The sequence below is a fragment of the Pelomonas caseinilytica genome (assembly GCF_021353235.1).
Lineage (GTDB): Bacteria > Pseudomonadota > Gammaproteobacteria > Burkholderiales > Burkholderiaceae_C > Pelomonas > Pelomonas caseinilytica.
The window spans coordinates 35,453-48,995 of record NZ_JAJTWT010000010.1 but is presented as its reverse complement, the minus strand read 5'-3'; the positions used below and the strand labels follow the sequence as shown (position 1 = coordinate 48,995).

At 70.7% G+C, this 13,543-nt stretch carries 16 protein-coding genes; 5 read left to right on the top strand and 11 right to left on the bottom strand.

The genetic code is table 11. The annotated features are described in order from the left end of the window. Positions 1–246 precede the first annotated feature (246 nt). From LXT12_RS20765 to LXT12_RS20740, 6 genes are all read right to left on the bottom strand, one after another. Complete coding sequence (locus LXT12_RS20765; RefSeq protein ID WP_233394209.1) at positions 247–1,629, bottom strand: sulfatase family protein; 1,383 nt, start codon at positions 1,627–1,629, stop codon at positions 247–249. Next, complete coding sequence (locus LXT12_RS20760; RefSeq protein WP_233394208.1) at positions 1,629–2,384, bottom strand: energy transducer TonB; 756 nt, start codon at positions 2,382–2,384, stop codon at positions 1,629–1,631. The genes LXT12_RS20765 and LXT12_RS20760 overlap by 1 nt, the downstream gene beginning before the upstream one ends. A 13-nt stretch (positions 2,385–2,397) precedes the next feature. After that, entirely contained in the window at positions 2,398–2,856 is a 459-nt protein-coding gene (locus LXT12_RS20755; RefSeq protein ID WP_233394207.1) for an ExbD/TolR family protein, read from the bottom strand. Further along, on the bottom strand, positions 2,853–3,275 hold the full coding sequence (locus tag LXT12_RS20750) for an ExbD/TolR family protein (RefSeq protein WP_233394206.1): 423 nt from the start codon (positions 3,273–3,275) through the stop codon (positions 2,853–2,855). Before LXT12_RS20750 ends, LXT12_RS20755 begins: the two co-directional genes overlap by 4 nt. Positions 3,276–3,285: 10 nt before the next feature. Further along, entirely contained in the window at positions 3,286–4,083 is a 798-nt protein-coding gene (locus tag LXT12_RS20745; protein WP_233394205.1) for a MotA/TolQ/ExbB proton channel family protein, read from the bottom strand. A 71-nt stretch (positions 4,084–4,154) separates the two neighbouring features. Next, on the bottom strand, positions 4,155–5,285 hold the full coding sequence (locus LXT12_RS20740) for a sigma-54 interaction domain-containing protein (protein WP_304622778.1): 1,131 nt from the start codon (positions 5,283–5,285) through the stop codon (positions 4,155–4,157). A 190-nt stretch (positions 5,286–5,475) separates the two neighbouring features. On the opposite strand from LXT12_RS20740, the gene LXT12_RS20735 reads away from it, so the two are divergent. Together LXT12_RS20735 and LXT12_RS20730 are read left to right on the top strand one after the other, a co-directional pair. After that, the gene (locus LXT12_RS20735; RefSeq protein WP_233394204.1) at positions 5,476–6,468 is read left to right on the top strand and encodes a sulfate ABC transporter substrate-binding protein; all 993 of its coding nucleotides are present in this window, start codon (positions 5,476–5,478) and stop codon (positions 6,466–6,468) included. 70 nt (positions 6,469–6,538) lie between these two features. Continuing rightward, complete coding sequence (locus LXT12_RS20730; RefSeq protein ID WP_233394203.1) at positions 6,539–7,183, top strand: peroxiredoxin; 645 nt, start codon at positions 6,539–6,541, stop codon at positions 7,181–7,183. Between the two features lie 63 nt (positions 7,184–7,246). Here the strand turns inward: LXT12_RS20730 and LXT12_RS27155 are convergent, their stop codons facing one another. Beyond that, the gene (locus LXT12_RS27155; RefSeq protein ID WP_419964787.1) at positions 7,247–7,435 is read right to left on the bottom strand and encodes a PLP-dependent transferase; all 189 of its coding nucleotides are present in this window, start codon (positions 7,433–7,435) and stop codon (positions 7,247–7,249) included. Between the two features lie 145 nt (positions 7,436–7,580). Here LXT12_RS27155 and LXT12_RS20720 point away from each other — a divergent pair, with 145 nt between their 5' ends. From LXT12_RS20720 to LXT12_RS20710, 3 genes are all read left to right on the top strand, one after another. Further along, positions 7,581–8,423 carry an ABC transporter substrate-binding protein gene (locus LXT12_RS20720; RefSeq protein ID WP_233394202.1) on the top strand — a complete coding sequence of 281 codons (843 nt, stop codon included), beginning with the start codon at positions 7,581–7,583 and terminating at the stop codon, positions 8,421–8,423. Positions 8,424–8,506: 83 nt separating this feature from the next. Beyond that, a complete protein-coding gene (locus LXT12_RS20715) occupies positions 8,507–9,208 on the top strand; it encodes an amino acid ABC transporter permease (protein ID WP_233394201.1) in 702 nt (233 codons plus the stop codon). 145 nt (positions 9,209–9,353) lie between these two features. Continuing rightward, complete coding sequence (locus LXT12_RS20710; protein WP_233394200.1) at positions 9,354–10,025, top strand: amino acid ABC transporter permease; 672 nt, start codon at positions 9,354–9,356, stop codon at positions 10,023–10,025. Between the two features lie 3 nt (positions 10,026–10,028). On the opposite strand, the gene LXT12_RS20705 is transcribed toward LXT12_RS20710, so the two are convergent. From LXT12_RS20705 to LXT12_RS20690, 4 genes are read right to left on the bottom strand one after another with little or no spacing between them, the layout of a single operon-like run. Further along, complete coding sequence (locus tag LXT12_RS20705) at positions 10,029–10,457, bottom strand: DUF6691 family protein (RefSeq protein WP_233394199.1); 429 nt, start codon at positions 10,455–10,457, stop codon at positions 10,029–10,031. Continuing rightward, complete coding sequence (locus LXT12_RS20700) at positions 10,454–10,891, bottom strand: YeeE/YedE family protein (RefSeq protein WP_233394198.1); 438 nt, start codon at positions 10,889–10,891, stop codon at positions 10,454–10,456. The genes LXT12_RS20705 and LXT12_RS20700 overlap by 4 nt, the downstream gene beginning before the upstream one ends. Further along, a complete protein-coding gene (locus LXT12_RS20695; protein WP_233394197.1) occupies positions 10,879–12,150 on the bottom strand; it encodes an OmpP1/FadL family transporter in 1,272 nt (423 codons plus the stop codon). Before LXT12_RS20695 ends, LXT12_RS20700 begins: the two co-directional genes overlap by 13 nt. Beyond that, positions 12,147–13,463: an O-acetylhomoserine aminocarboxypropyltransferase/cysteine synthase family protein gene (locus LXT12_RS20690; RefSeq protein ID WP_233394196.1), complete on the bottom strand. Its 1,317-nt coding sequence runs from the start codon at positions 13,461–13,463 to the stop codon at positions 12,147–12,149. Before LXT12_RS20690 ends, LXT12_RS20695 begins: the two co-directional genes overlap by 4 nt. Positions 13,464–13,543 lie beyond the last annotated feature (80 nt).

Genomic DNA, 13,543 nt, shown 5'->3' with positions numbered 1-13,543 from the left:
AAGTGCCTGTCGACGCGACATAACGTTCTTGATGCAGGCCTTGCCGACTTTAGGACGGCGCAGGCGTTTCGGCCAGTGGGTTGGGCGCGACATCGTGCACGGTCCTGCGCCACGACTGGCTGCCCCGTGGTGGGGCGCGGGCCGGTGGGCGAGGGTTCCGAACGTCGCTGCCGGCTGCGGACGAGGTGCGACGGTTCAGGGGGCGGATCGACCTAAGCGCCAAATCGCAGGTCGGCCTGCCTCGCCTCAGTTCCCCGGCCTGTCCGCCTGCACCTTGCCGCTGATCTTGTGCGTTCGCACCTCGTCCGTGATCGGCAGCATCTGCGCATTCCAGGCCAACCAGTCGTTGCGCAGCTGCTGCAGCCGCGCCGGCTGGAGCTCCGCGAGGTTGGCGCGTTCGCGGGCGTCCAGCGCCAGGTTGAAGAGGAATTCGTTGCCGTTGATCTGCAGGTATTTCCAGTCGCCCTGGCGCACGGCGCGCTGGGCGTTGGCCTTGTAGCGCCAGAAGAGCTGGCGCTCCACGGGCGCGGCCTGGCCGAGGATCTGCGGCAGCAGGTTGCGGCCGTCGCTCGGGTAGTCGGGGTGGGGCGCGCCGCCGGCAGCGGCCAGCAGCGTGGGCAGCCAGTCCATGCTGATGAGCACCTGCTCGCTCACCTGGCCGGGCTTGACGCGCGCGGGCCAGCGCAGCAGCGTGGGCACGCGGATGCCACCCTCCAGCAGCTCGGTCTTCTGCCCGCTGAAGGGCCAGGTGTTGGAAAAGCGCTCGCCGCCGTTGTCGCTGGTGAAGACGACGATGGTGTTCTGCGCCAGGCCCTGCGCCTCCAGCGTGGCCAGCAGGCGGCCGACGGCGGCGTCCAGCGCGCCGACGATCTCGCCGTAGGTCCTGAGGTTGCCGCCGTCGGTGTGGCCCAGGGTCTTGAGCTGGCGCGACACGCCCTCGTCGCCGGGCCCCTCCCAGGGCCAGTGCGGGGCGGTGAAGTGCAGGCTCAGCAGGAAGGGCTGGGCAGCCGTCTGCCGGCGCAGGAAGGCCTGGCCGTACTCGGCGATGAGGTCGGTGTAATAGCCGGCCTTGTCCACGCGCACCTCGCCCTCGAACAGGTCCGAGGGCAGCTGCTCACCCACGCCGGCCTTGTGGGTGAAGTAGTCCACGGCGCCGCCGGTGTTGCCGAAGAACTCGTCGTAGCCGCTCTTCAGCGGGCCGAACTTGGGGAGCGCGCCGAGGTGCCATTTGCCGAACAGGGCCGTGCGGTAGCCGCGCGCCTTCAGCAGCGAGGGCAGGGTGGGGTGCTCGGGCGGCAGGCCGATCTGGTCGTTGGCGCCGGCGATGGGCTCCTCCAGCCCGCCGCGCAGCCGGTACTGGTAGCGGCCGGTGATGAGGCCGAAGCGCGTGGCCGAGCACACGGCCGAGTTCGCATAACCCTGCGTGAAGCGGACGCCCTGGGCCGCCAGCCTGTCGAGGTTGGGCGTGGCGAAGTCGCGCTGGCCGTAGACGCCGAGGTCGGCATAGCCCATGTCGTCGGCCAGGATGAAGACGATGTTGGGCGGCGCCTCGGCGGCGCGGGCCGCGGACGGGAGCAGGGCGAGGGCGCCCAGGCCTTGCAGCAGGCCGCGTCGGGACGAAGCAGACATCAGGAAAAGATGACGGGAAGAGAGACCTGGACCTCGTCGGCGCCGCCCGCCGTGCAGCGCATTCGCTTGAGGGCGGACTGGACGTACTTGTGGTACTCCTTGGGGCCGGACAGCAGGGTCACGTCCACGACCTGGTTGCCGCGGATCTTGAACTGCGTCTGCACCGTGCCCTTGATGCCGACGCGGTCGATGGCTTCCTCCAGCACCGAGGCCAGCACGGCCTCGTAGCCGGGGCAGGCGAGGCTGATCTCGCGTTTCACGACGGGGGGCGCCGCGGGGGGCGCAGGCGGCGCGACGACGGGCGCGGGGGCCGCCGCGACGACGACCGGCTCCTTGGGCGGCGTGGCCTGCACGACCTGGATGGGCGCGGGCGGCGGCGTGACCACGGGCGCCACCTCGGGCGGCGGCACGTAGGCCGGCGGCGGCACCACCTTCTGCACCGGCTCGATCTTCACGACCTTGGGCGGCGGCGGCGGGGGTGGCTGCACTTCGGGCAGCAGGGCCAGCTCGATGGGCTTCTTGATGGCCTCGACCGCCCTGGTGGCCAGGCCCGTGGTCAGGCCCCAGCCAAGCACGATGTGCAGGCCCACGACGACCGCGATGCCGGTGCCGCGGTTGGTGGGGGCCGGCGGCTGCAGCTGCGAGCGCAGCGGGGCTGCCGCGGCCAGCGCGGGCGGCGTGGGCGCGGCGAGGCGGCGGGGCGCGGGGCGGCTGTCGGCTAAGGGCAGGGCGCCCGGGGTCAGGACTGCGCTCATGGGGGCTCCAGGGTCAAGGCTGGTCGTCGAGGAACTGTTCGCTGCCGGTCACGCCGAGCTTGGCGAGGCCCGCCTGGTGCACGGCCGTCATGACGGTGGCGAAGGTGTCGTACTTGGCGCCGGGCTGGGGCCGCACGTGGACCTCGGGCTGCACGGCCTGCCGGCCGGCGGCGGCCAGCCGCTCGCGCAGCGTGGCCTCGTCGGCCAGGGCCTCGCCGTTCCACAGCACGGTGCCGCCAGGCGGGATGTCCAGGCGCACGACTTCAGGCGGCGTGGGCGGTGGCGCGCTCGGCGGCGCGATCGGCAGGTTGAGCTTGACGCTGTGCAGCTGCACGGGGATGGTGATGATGAGCATCACCAGCAGCACCAGCATCACGTCGATCAGCGGCGTGGTGTTGATGTCGGGCACGGGCAGCGCGGCGTCGAGCTGGCGGCGGGCGCGGGCCGCCTTCCGCAAAGGTCCCGCGCTCACAGCGGCCTCGCCGGCGGTTCGGTGATGAAGCCCACCTTGGCGATGCCGGCGCGCTGGGCGGCCAGCAGCACGCGGCCCACGGGGGCGTAGTCGCTGCCGGCGTCGCCGCGCACGTGCACCTCGGGCTGGGGCTGCTGCCGGGCGATGCCCTTGAGCCGCTCGAAGAGGGCGTCCTTGCCGGCCACCGGGGCGTCGAACCAGTAGAGCCTGCCGTCGCGCGCGACGGTGATGACGACGTCCCTGGGTTCGCTCTCGCGCACCTCGTTGCGCTGCTTGGGCAGCTCCACGGGCACCGAAAAGTTCACCACCGGGATGGTGATGAGGAAGATGATGAGCAGCACCAGCATGACGTCGACGAGCGGCGTCGTGTTGATGGACGAGACGGCCTCGTCGGCGCCTTGCGCAAGCTGGATGGCCATGGCGTGGGCCTCAGGCGAGGGCGGGCGTGAGGCCTGCGGCTTGCTGCTTCGCGTCGGCCTCGGCGGGCGCGTCGTGGCCCGAGCCCAGCAGCACGGAATGCAGTTCGCCGGAGAAGTCGCGCACGTCGTCCAGCACCAGGGCATTGCGGCGCAGCAGGGCGTTGTAGCCCAGCACCGCCGGCACGGCGACGAAGAGGCCGATGGCCGTCATGATCAGCGCCTCGCCGACCGGGCCGGCGACCTTGTCGATGGAGGCCTGGCCGGCGATGCCGATGTTGGTGAGGGCGTGGTAGATGCCCCAGACCGTGCCCAGCAGCCCGACGAAGGGCGAGGTGGAGCCCACCGTCGCCAGCAGGCTCAGGCCCGTGGTGAGCTGGCGCTGCACGCGCTCGGTGGCGCGGTGCAGCGACAGGTCCACCCAGTCGGCGAAGTCCACCTTGGCGCGCAGGCCCACGTGGCGCTCGGTCGCCTCGAGGCTGGCCTCGGCGATGTAGCGGTAGGGGCTCTTGGGCGAGAGCTTCTCGGCGCCGGCCTTGACGGTGCCGGCGCTCCAGAAGTCCTTCTGCGCTGAGCGGGCCTGGGCTGACAGCCGTGCCTGCTGCAGCAGCTTGGTGATGATGACGTACCAGCTGCCGGCGCTCATCGCGATGAGGGTGAAAAGCACGGCCTTGGTCACGGCGTCGCTGTTGCTCCAGACGGAGGCGATGCCGTAGGGGTTGTCGCCTGAGCCCTGGGCCTGGGCGGCGGAGGCGATCAACAGCAGGCCCAGCGGGGCGAGGTGGCGGCGGAGGAGGCGGGAGGTCGTCATGGCAGTGGGCGGGATCATGTGAATGGGGCGGCGCAGCGCGGGGCGCCGGGGACGGAGGCGGTCGGGTGTATTCAGGCCGCGGCCCGCAGCGCCGCGTGGCTGCTGGCGGCGGATGCCGTGCTGGGCTGCGGCTGGGCGGCACGCGGCGGGGTCAACAGGCCCAGCCGCTTGAGCTGGGTGCGCAGCACGTTGCGCGTGATGCCGAGCAGGGCGGCGGTGTGCACCTGGTTGTGGTGGCAGTGCGCGAAGGCGCTGCGGATGAGCACCTCCTCCACGCGCGCCTGCAGGGCCTGGGGCGGCTCCTCGAACAGGCGCTCGAAGACGCACTGCAGCGCGTCGTCGGTGCTGCTGGCGGCCAGCGGATCCGCCGCCACGGCGGTGGATGCGAGGCCTGGGCGTGCCACCGCATGCAGCTGCAGGTCCTCGCGGGCGATGCGCCCGTCGCGGCAGATGATGAGGGCGTAGTGGATGACGTTTTCCAGCTCGCGGATGTTGCCGGGCCAGGCATAGGCCAGCAGCGCGGAGCGCGCCTCGGGCGAGAGCTGGATGCCCTGCAGGTTGAGCCGGCGGCCGTAGACGCCGATGAAATGCTCGGCCAGGGCCAGGATGTCGCCGGGCCGCTGGGCCAGCGGTGCGAGCTGCAGCGTGGCGACGCTGAGGCGGTAGTAGAGGTCGGCGCGGAAGTGCCCCGCCGCCACGGCCTGCTCCAGCCGCACGTTGGTGGCGGCCACGAGCCGCACGCGCACGTCGATGGGCTTGCGCGAGCCGATGCGCACGACCTGGCGCTCCTGCAGCACGCGCAGCAGCTTCACCTGCACGGCGGGCGGCAGGTCGCCGACTTCGTCGAGGAAGAGCGTGCCGTCGGCCGCGGCCTCGAACCAGCCTGCGCGGGCGCTGCTGGCGCCGGTGTAGGCACCGGCCTCGTGGCCGAAGAGCTCGGCTTCGACGAGCTGCTCGGTGAAGGCGCCGCAGTTGACGGCCAGGAAGGGACCGCGCCGGCCGCTGCAATGGTGGATGTGGCGGGCGATCAGCTCCTTGCCGGTGCCGGTCTCGCCGATGATGAGGACGGTGGCATCGCTCGCCGCCACACGCTCGGCCTGGGCCAGCAGGGCGCGCGAGGCCGGGTCGTCGAACACCAGGGCCTTGGCCCGGATGGACAGGACCTGGTGCTGCGAATCGGGGAAGGTGAGCAAGCGCGTCATGCGGCGGCACTCTAGGCAGCGCCACGCCCCGCGTGAACGCCTCTTTGCGCAGATGGATATGCGCGGCACCCGCTGAACGGAAATCAACATCGGATCAACAGCGCGGCGCATGAGCTTGTGAGAACTTGTTCTTTGTCGGGGCGGGTCGGGCTCCCTAGAGTGAACCGCTCCATCCACTGACGACACGCCCATGCGCCGCCTGCTTACCGCTCTTTCGCTCGCCATCGCCGCCACCGGCGCGCTGGCCCAAACCTCGCTCCTCAACGTCTCCTACGACCCGACGCGCGAGCTCTACCAGGACTTCAACAAGGCCTTCGCCGCGCAGTGGAAGGCCAAGACCGGCGAGACCTTGAGCATCAAGGCCTCGCACGGCGGCTCGGGCAAGCAGGCCCGCTCCGTCATCGACGGCCTGGAGGCCGACGTGGTGACGCTGGCGCTGGCCTACGACATCGACGCGCTGGCCGACCACAAGCTGCTGCCGCTGGACTGGCAGAAGAAGCTGCCCAACAACGCCAGCCCCTACACCTCGACCATCGTGTTCCTGGTGCGCAAGGGCAACCCCAAGGGCATCAAGGACTGGCCGGACCTGATCAAGCCCGGCGTCGAGGTCATCACGCCCAACCCCAAGACCAGCGGCGGTGCACGCTGGAACTACCTGGCGGCCTGGGGCTACAACCTGAAGACCGGCGGCACGCCGGCCACCGCGCAGGACTTCGTCAGGAAGATCTACGCCAACACCAAGGTGCTGGACTCGGGCGCTCGCGGCTCCACGACGACCTTCGTGGAGCGCGGCATCGGCGACGTGCTGATCGCCTGGGAGAACGAGGCCTACCTGGCCGTGAAGGAACTCGGTCCGGACAAGTTCGAGATCGTCACGCCCAGCCTGTCCATCCTGGCCGAGCCGCCGGTGGCCATCGTCGACAAGGTGGTGGACCGGCGCGGCACCCGCAAGCAGGCCCAGGCCTACCTCGACTACCTCTACAGCCCCGAGGGCCAGGAGATCGCCGCACAGAACTACTACCGCCCGCGTGATGCCAAGGTGGCGGCCAAGTACGCCAAGACCTTCGCGCCGGTGAAGCTCTTCACCATCGACGAGCTCTTCGGCGGCTGGCGCCAGGCCCAGAAGGCCCACTTCGACGACGGCGGCGTGTTCGACAAGATCTACACGCCCGGCGCGAAGTAAGCCCGACGACCCATCCACGGCGGCGGCCGGCTCGCGGCCGCCGCGTTTTCGTCCCTCTCAGGAGTGAACCATGCCCAGCCTTCGCCTCGGCGACACCGCCCCCGACTTCGAACAAGACTCCTCGCTCGGCCGCATTCGCTTTCACGAGTGGCTCGGCGACAGCTGGGGCGTGCTGTTCTCCCACCCCGCCGACTTCACGCCGGTCTGCACCACCGAGCTGGGCCGCACCGCCAAGCTCTCCGAGGAGTTCGCGCGGCGCGGCGTCAAGGGCATCGCGCTCAGCGTCGACCCGGTGGACAAGCACACCGCCTGGATCGGCGACATCAACGAGACCCAGGGCACCGAGGTCGACTTCCCCATCCTTGCGGATGCCGACCGGCGCGTCAGCGAGCTCTACGACCTGATCCACCCCAACGCCAGCACCACGGCCACCGTGCGCTCGCTGTTCGTGATCGACCCGGCCAAGAAGATCCGCCTCACCATCACCTACCCGGCCAGCACGGGACGCAACTTCGACGAGATCCTGCGCGTGATCGACTCCCTGCAGCTGACCGATTCGCACAGCGTGGCCACGCCCGCCAACTGGAAGCCCGGCGACGACGTCGTCATCCTGCCGTCCATCCAGGACCCGGCGGTGCTGGCGCAGAAGTTCCCGCAAGGCTTCGAGGTGGTGAAGCCCTATCTGCGCTACACGCGGCTGCAGCAGGGCGGCTGAGGGGTCACCCAAGGCCAGGAAGGCTTGATGGACAGAGCGGGGCCGGAAAGGCCCCGTTGTCCGTCATACGGCGGCCAGAGCGGCGGCGAGGTCCCGGCGCAGGTCGGCCACGTCCTCGATGCCGACCGACAGGCGCACCAGCGCATCGGTGATGCCCAGTCGCGCGCGGAAAGTAAGCGGCCCGCAGCGAGCGGGCCCGAGTCTTGAGGTCTCGCAGGCTACGAAGCGAGGCCTCGCGCCCCAACGACGCATTGCGCATGAGCTTGTGCGGATTTCGCGCGAGGCCAGCGCGCAAGCTCATGCGGAATCCGTCGTTGGCGACCGCTTATGCAGTTCCTAGAGTTCGAGTCCTCGGCACATCGCCGATGTCTCCCTCTCTCACAAGGACCCGCCTCACATGCAGCGCAACCGCCGCCGTCTGACCCACTCCCTGGCCGCCCTCGGCCTGAGCCTCCTGGCCCTGCAGGCCGCCCACGCCGACCAGCTCGACGACATCAAGAAGAAGGGCGAGATCGTCGTCGGCGTGCTGGGCACGGACGAGCCCAACAGCTTCATCGACGCCAAGACGCGCGAGATCATCGGCTACGAGGTCGACCTGGCGCACGCCATCGCCACCCGGCTGGGCGTGAAGCTGCAGATCAAGCAGCTCGCCGTGGCCGCGCGCATCCCCGAGCTGCAGCAGGGCCACGTGGACCTGCTGGCGGCCTCGCTCACGCACAACAAGGAGCGCGAGGCCGTCATCGACTTCTCGCTGACCACCTTCGTCACCGGCCAGAAGGTGCTGGTCAAGGCCGACAGCGGCATCAACACCCTGCAGCAGCTCTCCGGCAAGAAGGTCGTCACCATCAAGGGCGGCACGCAGGAGCCCAACATCCGCAAGGCGGTTCCCCAGGTCGACGTGGTGACCTTCGAGACCGGGCCGCAGGCCTTCCAGGCGCTGCAGCAGGGCAAGGGCGTGGCGTTCGTCAACGACGAGGTCTCGCTGCTGGACCAGCACGCCAAGCTCGGCGCGGCCAAGGACAAGTACCGCATCCTTGAGCAGAACATCAGCGTCGAGCCCCTGGCCATCGGCATCCGCAAGGGCGAGAAGCGCCTGAAGACCGAGGTGGACGGGGCGCTGGCCGGCCTGGAGAAGAGCGGCGAGGCCGACAAGCTCTTCCTGAAGTGGTACGGCCCCGAGACGCGCCTGAAGTTCCCCAAGCGCACGTTCAAGATCAACAGCGACAAGGTCGAAGGCTGATCCGCCGCCGACCGTCCTGATCCGATCGCAGCCGCCGGCCTCACAAGGGACGGCGGCTGTCTTGCTTGTGGAGCGCCGACCCCATGCCTGAACTTTCCTTCGCGCCGCTGCTGCAGGGCGACTACTTCGCCTGGCTGCTCGCCGGGCTGCGCCTGTCGCTGCTGCTGACCGGCCTCACGCTGCTGACGGCGCTGCCGCTGGCCATCGCCATCGCGCTGCTGCGCCTGTCGCCGCTGCGTCCGCTGCGGCTCGTGGGCGAGGCCTACGTGGAGGCCGTGCGCTGCGTGCCGCTGCTGGTGCACATGCTGTTCTGGTATTTCGGCGTGCCGGAGCTGCTGCCCGATGGCATCAAGGAAACGATCTATGCCGGGCAGATCGAGGTCGTCAGCGCCTGGGCCGCGCTCACCCTCTACACGGCGGCCTACATGTCGGAGGACATCCGCTCCGGCGTGCGCGCCGTGCCGGGCGCGCAGTTGAGCGCGGCGATGGCGCTGGGCTTCAGCTACCTCGCGGCCATGCGGCTCGTGGTGCTGCCGCAGGCGCTGCGCATCACGCTGCCGCCGCTGCTGTCGCAGGCGCTCAATCTCTGGAAGAACACCAGCATCGCCACCGTCATCGGCACGGCCGAGCTGATGTACCAGGCGCAGCGCGTCGAGTCCGCCACCTTCCGTGGGTTCGAGACGTTCGCGCTCGTCACGGTGGCCTACCTGTCGGTGTCGTTGCTGCTGACGGCGCTGGCGCACTGGGCGCAGGCGCGGCTGTCGCCGAGCGGGGCGCGGCGATGAGCGCCGCGCCGGGCCGCCCCAAGCAAGCTCGCTCCCGCTCGGCGGGAGTGAGCCCGTACATGGGATGCCCTGAGGGCATCCCGTGCCTGGCGAACGCCTGGCCGCGCTGTCGGCCAGGCAAGGCCGCAGGCCGAAGGGTGCCTCAATGAGGGAATTGGTCGACACCTACTGGGTCTACTTCCTCGTCGGCCAGTACCCGCACGGCCCCTTGGGCGGCCTGGCGCTCACGGTGCTGCTGGCCTCGCTCGGCCTGGTGCTGGCGTTGCCGCTGGGCGTGGCGCTCGGCGTGGCGCGCTTCAGCCCGCGGCCTTGGCTGCGCCGGCCGGTGACCGCCTGGGTCTGGGTCATCCGCGGCACGCCGCTGTTGATGGTGGTGTTCTGGGCCTATTTCTTCCTGCCCGTGGTGACGGGCCACAAGACCGACCAGTTCAACACCATGCTGATCGCGCTGGTGGTGTTCGATGCGGCCTACCTGGCCGAGATCGTCCACGCGGGCCTGCAGGCGCTGCCGCGCGGGCAGCTCAGCGCGGCGCTGTCGCTCGGCATGACCCGCCCGCAGGCCTTGCGCCTGGTGCTGCTGCCGCAGGCCACGCGCCACATGCTGCCGTCGCTCGTGAACCAGTTCGTCGCCACCATCAAGGAGACGTCGCTGGGCACCATCATCGGCCTGTCGGAGCTGAGCTACATCGCCAACCAAATCAACGCCCAGGTGCTGGTGAAGCCGGTCGAGGTCTACCTGACGCTCGCCGGCAGCTACTTCGCGATGTGCTACGGCCTCACGCTGCTGGGGCGGGCCGCCGAGCGCCGGCTGGCCTGACGGCTACCGGCGCCGCTGCCAGCGCGCCAGCGCCGTGCCGGCCGTGAGGCCGGCGATGAGCCACCACGCGCCCGGCTGGCCGAGGCTCAGGGCGGCGAAGGCCGGCCCCGGGCAGTAGCCGGCGAGGCCCCAGCCGATGCCGAAGAGGGCCGAACCGAACAGCAGCTCGCGGTCCACCGCGGCTTGCGGTGGCAGGTGGAAGGCCTTGTCCAGCAGCGGGCGGGGGGCTCTTCGCAGCCTGGCCGTACCCAGGGCGGCCACGGCCAGGGCGGCGCCCAGCACGAAGGCTAGGCTGGCGTCCCAATGACCGAGCGGGTCCAGGAAGTTCAGCACCTTGCGGGGATCGGTCATCTGGGCGATGGCCAGCCCGGCACCGAAGACCGTGCCGGCCAGCGCCGCGGCCGCCACGCGCTGCAGGGCGGCGCGCGTCATGGCGCCGCTCCCAGCGCATGCCTCATCAGCGTGACGGTCAGCACGCCGGTGGCCAGGAAGGTCGCCACGGCCGCCAGGGAGCGGCCCGACAGGCGGGCCAGGCCGCACACGCCGTGGCCGCTGGTGCAGCCGCGGGCCAGCGTGGTGCCATAGCCCACCAGCGCGCCGCTGGCGACGAGCAGCGCGGGGCTCGTGGGCAGGGGCGTCGGTGCCCCGCCCAGCCACCCGTTCGCCAGCGCGGCGCCCGCGGGAAGGCCGGCCAGGAAGGCCAGCCGCCAGGCGATGTCGCCGGCGCGGCCCGGCAGCAGGCCGCCGTAGATGCCGCTGACGCCGGCGACCCGGCCGTTCAGGCCCAGCAACAGCACGGCGGCGGTGCCGATCAGCGCCCCGCCCAGCGCCGCGGGCAGCGGCGTGAACGGCGTCACCAGGTCCATGCGTAGCTCGCGCCGAGCAGCGTTTCCTTCAGGCGCACGCTGGCCTCGCCGCCGCCGAGCCCGGCCGGCGGCGATCCCGGCGGGATGCTTTGCCGGCCCTGCACGGTCTTGCCCGGCGCATGAGCCACGTAGCTGCTGACCTCGCTGTGCGGGCTCAGCGCCCAGGTGGCGCCGGCGGTCAGGTGGCTTTGCACGACGCCGGGCGCGAGGATGTTGAAGAAGGTCTCCGACGCCGGCACCGGCTGGCCGGTGTGGCTGTAGCCCGCCCGGAGTGTCAGGTCGCCCTGCACGCGCCACTGCAGGCCCAGCTTCAGCACCGTGACGTCGCGCCAGCCGAAGCCCGGCCCACCCGCCGCGCCCAGCGGCGTGCCGCTGAAGAGCCTGGCGGCGGGGTTGCCCACCGCCGCGACGCGGCTGTAGCGGATGCGCTGGGCGTCGGCCAGCAGCGTCACGTCCGGCGTGGCGGCCCAGGCCAGTCCGAGGCCCGCGTTCTCGGGCACGTCGAAGCGCCCGGCGTCGGCGAACAGGCCGCGGTATTTGTCGAAACGGCCACGGATCTTCTGCGACCACGTCGCGCCGAGCGTGAAGCCGGGCGCGAGCGTGCCGGTCCAGCCCAGGCGCAGGCCGGCGCCGACGCTGGTGTCCGTGCCCTGGTCGCTGACGTGGCCGGGCGCAGCCGAGAAGCCGTCGAACAGCCCGATGCCCCGGGCAGAGAAGCGCTGCAGCGCGAGGTTCACCCCCAGGCCCAGCGACTGCCCGGGGCTCGGGCGGTAGGCCAGGGCAGGGGTGATGAACAGCTGCTCGAGATTGACGCCGGCCTTCCCCTGGGCGCCGAAGCGGCCGTAGGGGTTGGACGCGTATTCGGTGTTCATCCCGCCGTTGCCGTAGAGAGCCAGTCCCCAGCTCAGCACCGGAGACAGCCGTTGCGAGAAGCCGGCCTCGGGGATGGCGAAGACCTTGCGGCCATCGCCGTCGTGATGGCTGTCGGCGCCGAAGGCGTTGCCGGCGACGTCGGCGCTGCGGCGGGGCAGGAACAGCGTCAGGCCGAGGTCCGCGCGGTCGCCGCCCGCGCCGGTGTTGGCCGGGTTGGTGGCGGGCGCGAGGGCGTCGGTCGACAGCGCGATGCCCGTGCCGCCCTGGCCGAGCGACTGCACGCCATAGCCGTGCGAGAAGTACCCGTTGGTCGCCGTCGCCGCGCCGGGCAGCAGCAGCGCGGGCAGGGTGAGGCCGATGAGGCGGGGGCTCAATCGCACGGTCATGCGTCCACCTGGCTCAATGCCTGGTCCAGGTCGGCCTTGAGGTCGTCGATGTGCTCGATGCCGATGGACAGGCGCACCGTGTCTTCGCCCACGCCGGCCTTGTCCAGTTCGGCCGGCGAGAGCTGGCGGTGCGTGGTGGAGGCAGGGTGGGTGGCGAGGGAGCGCACGTCGCCGATGTTGACCAGGCGCGTGAACAGCTGCAGCGCGTCCAGGAACCGCGCGCCGCGCTCGCGGCCCTGGCCCGGCTCGCCCTTGACGCCGAAGGTGACGATGCCCGAGGCCTTGCCCGACAGGTATTTGCGCACCAGGCCATGGTCGGGGTGATCCTCCAGGCCGGCGTAGTTCACCCAGCCGACCTTGGGGTGGGTCTTGAGATGCTGGGCAATCGCCTTGGCGTTGTCGCTGATGCGGTCCAGGCGCAGGGCCAGGGTCTCGATGCCCTGCAGGATCTGGAAGGCATTGAAGGGCGACAGCGCCGCGCCCGTGTTGCGCAGCGGCACGACGCGTGCGCGGCCGATGTAGGCCGCCGGGCCCAGCGCCTCGGTGTAGACCACGCCGTGGTAGCTGGGGTCGGGTTCGTTCAGGCGCTTGAAGCGGTCCTTGTGCCGGGCCCAGGGGAAGTTGCCGGAGTCGACGATGGCGCCGCCGATGCTGGTGCCGTGTCCGCCCAGATACTTCGTCAGCGAGTGCACGACGATGTCGGCGCCATGCTGGATCGGGCGGCTGAGGTAGGGCGAGGGCACCGTGTTGTCGACGATGAGGGGTACGCCGTGCGCATGGGCGATGGCCGCGATCTTCTCGATGTCGGTCACATTGCCCTGCGGGTTGCCGAGGGACTCGACGAAGACGGCCTTGGTCTTGCCGTCGATGAGGGCGGCGAAGCTGTCGGGCTGGCGGTAGTCGGCGAACCTGGCCGAGATGCCGTACTGCGGCAGGGTGTGGGCGAAGAGGTTGTAGGTGCCGCCGTAAAGCGCGCTGGAGGCGACGATGTTGTCGCCCGCCTCGGCCAGGGTCAGGATGGCGTAGGTGACGGCCGCCTGGCCCGAGGCCACGGCCAGGGCGCCGATGCCGCCTTCCAGCGCGGCCAGGCGCTTCTCCAGCACATCGTTGGTCGGGTTCATGATGCGGCTGTAGATGTTGCCGGCCACCTTCAGGTCGAAGAGGTCGGCGCCATGTTGGGCGCTGTCGAAGGCGTAGGCGACGGTCTGGTAGATCGGCACCGCCACCGACTTGGTGGTCGGGTCGGGCGTGTAGCCGCCGTGCACGGACAGGGTTTCGAAGCGCCAGCTGTCGCGGACGTTGGGCTCGGTCATGGGGGTCTCCGGTCAAAGGGAGCCCGAGGCTAGGCGGTCGGTACGGCGCCGTGAACTGCGCTTTTCGCAGATGCTTCAGC

Excerpts from the sequence above, each read along its gene's own strand:
- LXT12_RS20765 (WP_233394209.1), bottom strand. The coding sequence starts at position 1,629 with ATGTCTGCTTCGTCCCGACGCGGCCTGCTGCAAGGCCTGGGCGCCCTC.
- LXT12_RS20760 (WP_233394208.1), bottom strand. The coding sequence starts at position 2,384 with ATGAGCGCAGTCCTGACCCCGGGCGCCCTGCCCTTAGCCGACAGCCGC.
- LXT12_RS20750 (WP_233394206.1), bottom strand. The coding sequence starts at position 3,275 with ATGGCCATCCAGCTTGCGCAAGGCGCCGACGAGGCCGTCTCGTCCATC.
- LXT12_RS20745 (WP_233394205.1), bottom strand. The coding sequence starts at position 4,083 with ATGACGACCTCCCGCCTCCTCCGCCGCCACCTCGCCCCGCTGGGCCTG.
- LXT12_RS20740 (WP_304622778.1), bottom strand. The coding sequence starts at position 5,285 with ATGACGCGCTTGCTCACCTTCCCCGATTCGCAGCACCAGGTCCTGTCC.
- LXT12_RS20735 (WP_233394204.1), top strand. The coding sequence starts at position 5,476 with ATGCGCCGCCTGCTTACCGCTCTTTCGCTCGCCATCGCCGCCACCGGC.
- LXT12_RS20730 (WP_233394203.1), top strand. The coding sequence starts at position 6,539 with ATGCCCAGCCTTCGCCTCGGCGACACCGCCCCCGACTTCGAACAAGAC.
- LXT12_RS27155 (WP_419964787.1), bottom strand. The coding sequence starts at position 7,435 with ATGCGTCGTTGGGGCGCGAGGCCTCGCTTCGTAGCCTGCGAGACCTCA.
- LXT12_RS20720 (WP_233394202.1), top strand. The coding sequence starts at position 7,581 with ATGCAGCGCAACCGCCGCCGTCTGACCCACTCCCTGGCCGCCCTCGGC.
- LXT12_RS20715 (WP_233394201.1), top strand. The coding sequence starts at position 8,507 with ATGCCTGAACTTTCCTTCGCGCCGCTGCTGCAGGGCGACTACTTCGCC.
- LXT12_RS20710 (WP_233394200.1), top strand. The coding sequence starts at position 9,354 with ATGAGGGAATTGGTCGACACCTACTGGGTCTACTTCCTCGTCGGCCAG.
- LXT12_RS20705 (WP_233394199.1), bottom strand. The coding sequence starts at position 10,457 with ATGACGCGCGCCGCCCTGCAGCGCGTGGCGGCCGCGGCGCTGGCCGGC.
- LXT12_RS20700 (WP_233394198.1), bottom strand. The coding sequence starts at position 10,891 with ATGGACCTGGTGACGCCGTTCACGCCGCTGCCCGCGGCGCTGGGCGGG.
- LXT12_RS20695 (WP_233394197.1), bottom strand. The coding sequence starts at position 12,150 with ATGACCGTGCGATTGAGCCCCCGCCTCATCGGCCTCACCCTGCCCGCG.
- LXT12_RS20690 (WP_233394196.1), bottom strand. The coding sequence starts at position 13,463 with ATGACCGAGCCCAACGTCCGCGACAGCTGGCGCTTCGAAACCCTGTCC.